The 3,506-nt window shown below is 71.4% G+C and carries 4 protein-coding genes; 1 reads left to right on the forward strand and 3 read right to left on the reverse strand.

The window, feature by feature from the left end; genetic code table 11:
* The coding region (locus tag IEZ06_RS35530; protein WP_189241059.1) for a LacI family DNA-binding transcriptional regulator at positions 1-136 on the reverse strand (136 nt) is incomplete at its 3' end.
* A gap of 321 nt (positions 137-457) precedes the next feature.
* Here IEZ06_RS35530 and IEZ06_RS35535 point away from each other — a divergent pair.
* The gene (locus IEZ06_RS35535) at positions 458-1,741 is read left to right on the forward strand and encodes an ABC transporter ATP-binding protein (RefSeq protein ID WP_189241060.1); all 1,284 of its coding nucleotides are present in this window, start codon (positions 458-460) and stop codon (positions 1,739-1,741) included.
* A gap of 120 nt (positions 1,742-1,861) precedes the next feature.
* Here IEZ06_RS35535 and IEZ06_RS35540 read toward each other — a convergent pair whose 3' ends face one another.
* Together IEZ06_RS35540 and IEZ06_RS35545 are read right to left on the reverse strand one after the other, a co-directional pair.
* Positions 1,862-2,497: an ACT domain-containing protein gene (locus tag IEZ06_RS35540; RefSeq protein WP_189241061.1), complete on the reverse strand. Its 636-nt coding sequence runs from the start codon at positions 2,495-2,497 to the stop codon at positions 1,862-1,864.
* A 197-nt stretch (positions 2,498-2,694) separates the two neighbouring features.
* On the reverse strand, positions 2,695-3,506 hold an 812-nt coding region (locus IEZ06_RS35545; protein ID WP_189241062.1), incomplete at its 5' end, for a substrate-binding domain-containing protein.

Here is a 3,506-nt window from a genome sequence, read left to right on the forward strand (position 1 = left end):
CCGAGACCCCCGGCTTGCCGTTGAGCACCCGGCTGACCGTCGCCTCGCTCACCCCCGCCTGCACGGCGATGTCGGCCAGACGGGTGGCGGCCCCGTCGGCACGCGAGCGCGGGATCTGCGTCACTTCACCGTCCATCGGAACCCACCTCACCATGCGGGCGGAGGAGGCGGCAAGCCGGGCGGCCCGCCCCGGCCCGTTGTGAAATTTCTTACGTAAACTTTCCGAAAATACTAACATCCCACCGGCGCCGATGGGTGGACGGCGGCGGAATACCCGGCGCCGTCGGCACGGATCGGTCCGCCTGACGAGCCGGAAACAAGGCGGTAACAGAGTTGTGACCTGCAGATGTGTGATTTCTGATGGCATCTATGGACACACAGCCACAATGCGCGATGTACTACCTCATCAATCACACGGCTGGATCCGGGCATCCTCGTCCGGGAGGAACGAGCGCGCATGAGTACCGTCGTCCTCGACAACGTGACCAAGGTGTATCCAGGGGGATACCTCGCGGTCGACCGGATGAACCTGCGGGCCGAGGACGGGGAGCTCCTGGTGCTCCTCGGGCCGTCGGGCTGCGGGAAGTCCACCCTGCTGCGGATGATCGCGGGGCTGGAGGACGTCACCTCCGGCGACCTGTGGCTCGGCGGCAACCTGGCCAACGACCTGGCCCCGCGTGACCGCGACGTCGCCATGGTCTTCCAGAACGGCGCGCTCTACCCGCACCGCACCGTCCGCGGCAACCTCTCCTTCCCGCTCGAGATCGCCAAGGCCGACCCGGAGATGGTCCGGGAGCGCGTCACCGAGCTGTCCAAGGCGCTGCACATCGACGAGACCCTCGACCGCCGTCCTGGAACGCTCTCGGGCGGTCAGCGGCAGCGGGTCGCGATGGGCCGTGCGATCGTCCGGCAGCCCTCGCTCTTCCTGATGGACGAGCCGCTGTCCAACCTGGACGCCGGCATGCGCACCGAACTGCGCATGGAGATCGGCTCGCTGGTCCGCTCGCTGGGGGTCACCACCATCTACGTCACGCACGACCAGGTCGAGGCGCTGACCCTGGCCGACCGGATCGCCATCATGAACCGCGGCGTGCTGCAGGACGTCGGCACCCCCGGCCAGGTCTACAACGACCCGGCCACCGCCTTCACCGCGGCCTTCCTCAACTCCCAGCAGCTGAACCTGCTCTCGGCGGTCGTCCGCACGCCGCAGAACCAGTTCATCCTGCTGGACTTCGGCCCGCACCAGATCACCATCCCGTGGAGCGATCCGCGCGCCTACGCCATCTCCCAGCACGTCGGCAACCAGATCATCGTCGGCCTGCGCCCCGACTGCCTGGCCCCGGTGCCGGACACCTTCGAGGGGCCGGTCTTCCTGGGCCGCGTCCGGGCCCTGGAGTACCACGGCCACGAGTGGATGGCCTACGTCGAGTCCGGCATCACCTCGGTGAGCGTCCCCGAGCCCCCGGACCCCCGGCTGCACGCCCGCGGGGCCGACCCCGCCCAGGGCGGCCGGATCCGCGCGATGATGCGCCGGCTGCTGTCGAGCGGGGAGGAGCAGGCCGAGCCCCAGTACCAGGCGCAGGACCACTCCAGCGGCACCCACCGCCGGGCCGACCTCATCGTCAGGGTCGGCTCCCGCCCCGTCTGGCGGGCCGGGGAGCCCGCCCGCGTCGGCGTCGACGCCACCCGCCTGCTGCTCTTCGCACCCGACGGCTCCAGGATCGACCCGCCGCACCGCTGATCCGCTCCGCCGCCGGGCCGGACGGGCACGCCGTACCCCGCCTCCTGGAACGTGACAGCCTTCTGGAACGTGACAGCCTTCTGGAACGTGACAGCCTTCTGGAACGTGACAGGGGCGGGGTCAGGGGCCGGCGATGAGGGAGACGAGCTCGACGACCCGGCCGGCGCGGTCCACCTCCGCGCGGTGGAACGACGGGCCCGTGGTCCGGGCCAGCACCAGGTGGATCCCGGCGGCGGGGACGGGCAGGCTCATCAGCTGGTGGGAGCCCGACGCCAGGGTGGCGGGGCGCAGCGAGGCGAGGTCGGCGAGCTTGACGCCGGCGATGCCGCCGTCCTCGTCGAGGGAGGACGGGGCCTGCCAGCTCCGGTGCACCAGGCCGTCCCCGTCGGAGGAGAAGGCCACCGCCCATTCGGCGCCGACCAGGTCGGGCACGGCGTCCACGAGCGTGGCGAAGGCCCGCGAGGGGTCGGTGGCGACGTGGCGGAGCAGGTCGTAGTCGGGAGCGGCGCCGGGGATCTCGCGGGTCGGCCAGACGCCCTCGACGCGGATCCCCGGGACGGCGGACAGGCGGTCCTGGACGGTCGCGGTGTCCGGCGACCCCGGCCAGGAGACCACGAAGTCGTCCACCGCCCGGCCGGTCTCCCGTCCCAGGACCGTCACCTGGAGGATGTCGGCGCCCAGTGTGCCGAGCACCCGGGCGACCTGTCCCAGGGCGCCCGGCCTGTCCGGGAAGGACACCCGTAGCCGCAACATCATCCCGATCACCTCTCTCTGGCCCCCAGGGTGTCCTGGACAGGTTTCGCAGATGTTCGGAGGAGATGTCCAGGATATGTCCTGTGGTACGGAACCCCCGGAGGGGGCGTCCGGAGACGCCGGAGCGTCCGGAGAGCCGCCCGGGAGAACCTCTCCGTCCTCCCGGGCACGGCGTCCCGGGAGGACGGTGGCGGGACGGGTCAGCGCACGATCTTCGGGCCGGAGCCCGTGGAGCCCCGGACGATGAACTCCGGCTGGAAGATGAGCTCGGAGTGCTGCCCCGGCGTTCCCGCGATGGCCTCCAGCAGGGTGTGCACCGCGGCCGTCACCATCGACTGCACCGGCTGGCGCACGGTGGTCAGCGGCGGGTCGGTGAAGGCGATCAGCGGCGAGTCGTCGAAGCCGACCACCGACACCTCTCCCGGGACCGACAGGCCCCGGTCCCGGCAGGCCCGGATCGCGCCCAGCGCCATCAGGTCGGAGGCGCACACGATGCCGGTGCAGCCGCGCTCCAGCAGCACCCCGGCCGCCGCCTGGCCGCCCTCCACCGAGAACAGCGAGTGCGAGATCAACTCGTCCACCTCGGTCATCCCGAGCAGCTGGGACATCGCGCGCCGGTAGCCCTCGATCTTCCGGATGACCGGCACGAAGCGGGCCGGCCCGACCGCCAGGCCGATGCGCTCGTGTCCGAGGTCGACCAGGTGCTGCACGGCCAGCCGCGCCGCGGCCCAGTCGTCCGGCGAGATGAACGGGGCCTGCACGTCGCCCGAGTGCCCGTTGAGCAGGACCAGCGGCACGCCCTGCCCGAGCAGCCGGGTGTAGCGGTCCTGGTTGGCGGTGGTGTCGGCGTGCAGCCCGGAGACGAAGATGATGCCGCTCACCCCGCGCTCGACGAGCAGCTCGGTGAACTCGTCCTCGGCGGCGCCGCCGGGCAGCCGGGTGCAGAGCAGCGGCGTGTAGCCGTGCTGGGTGAGCGCCTTCTCGATCGCCTGCGCGAAGGCCGGGAAGATCG

Origin of the sequence: Planomonospora antibiotica (assembly GCF_014647955.1) — a bacterium.
GTDB lineage: Bacteria > Actinomycetota > Actinomycetes > Streptosporangiales > Streptosporangiaceae > Planomonospora > Planomonospora parontospora.

What these genes read in the sequence shown, in the direction of transcription:
- IEZ06_RS35540 (WP_189241061.1), bottom strand. Translation starts at nt 2,497, where the DNA reads ATGATGTTGCGGCTACGGGTGTCCTTCCCGGACAGGCCGGGCGCCCTG.
- IEZ06_RS35535 (WP_189241060.1), top strand. Translation starts at nt 458, where the DNA reads ATGAGTACCGTCGTCCTCGACAACGTGACCAAGGTGTATCCAGGGGGA.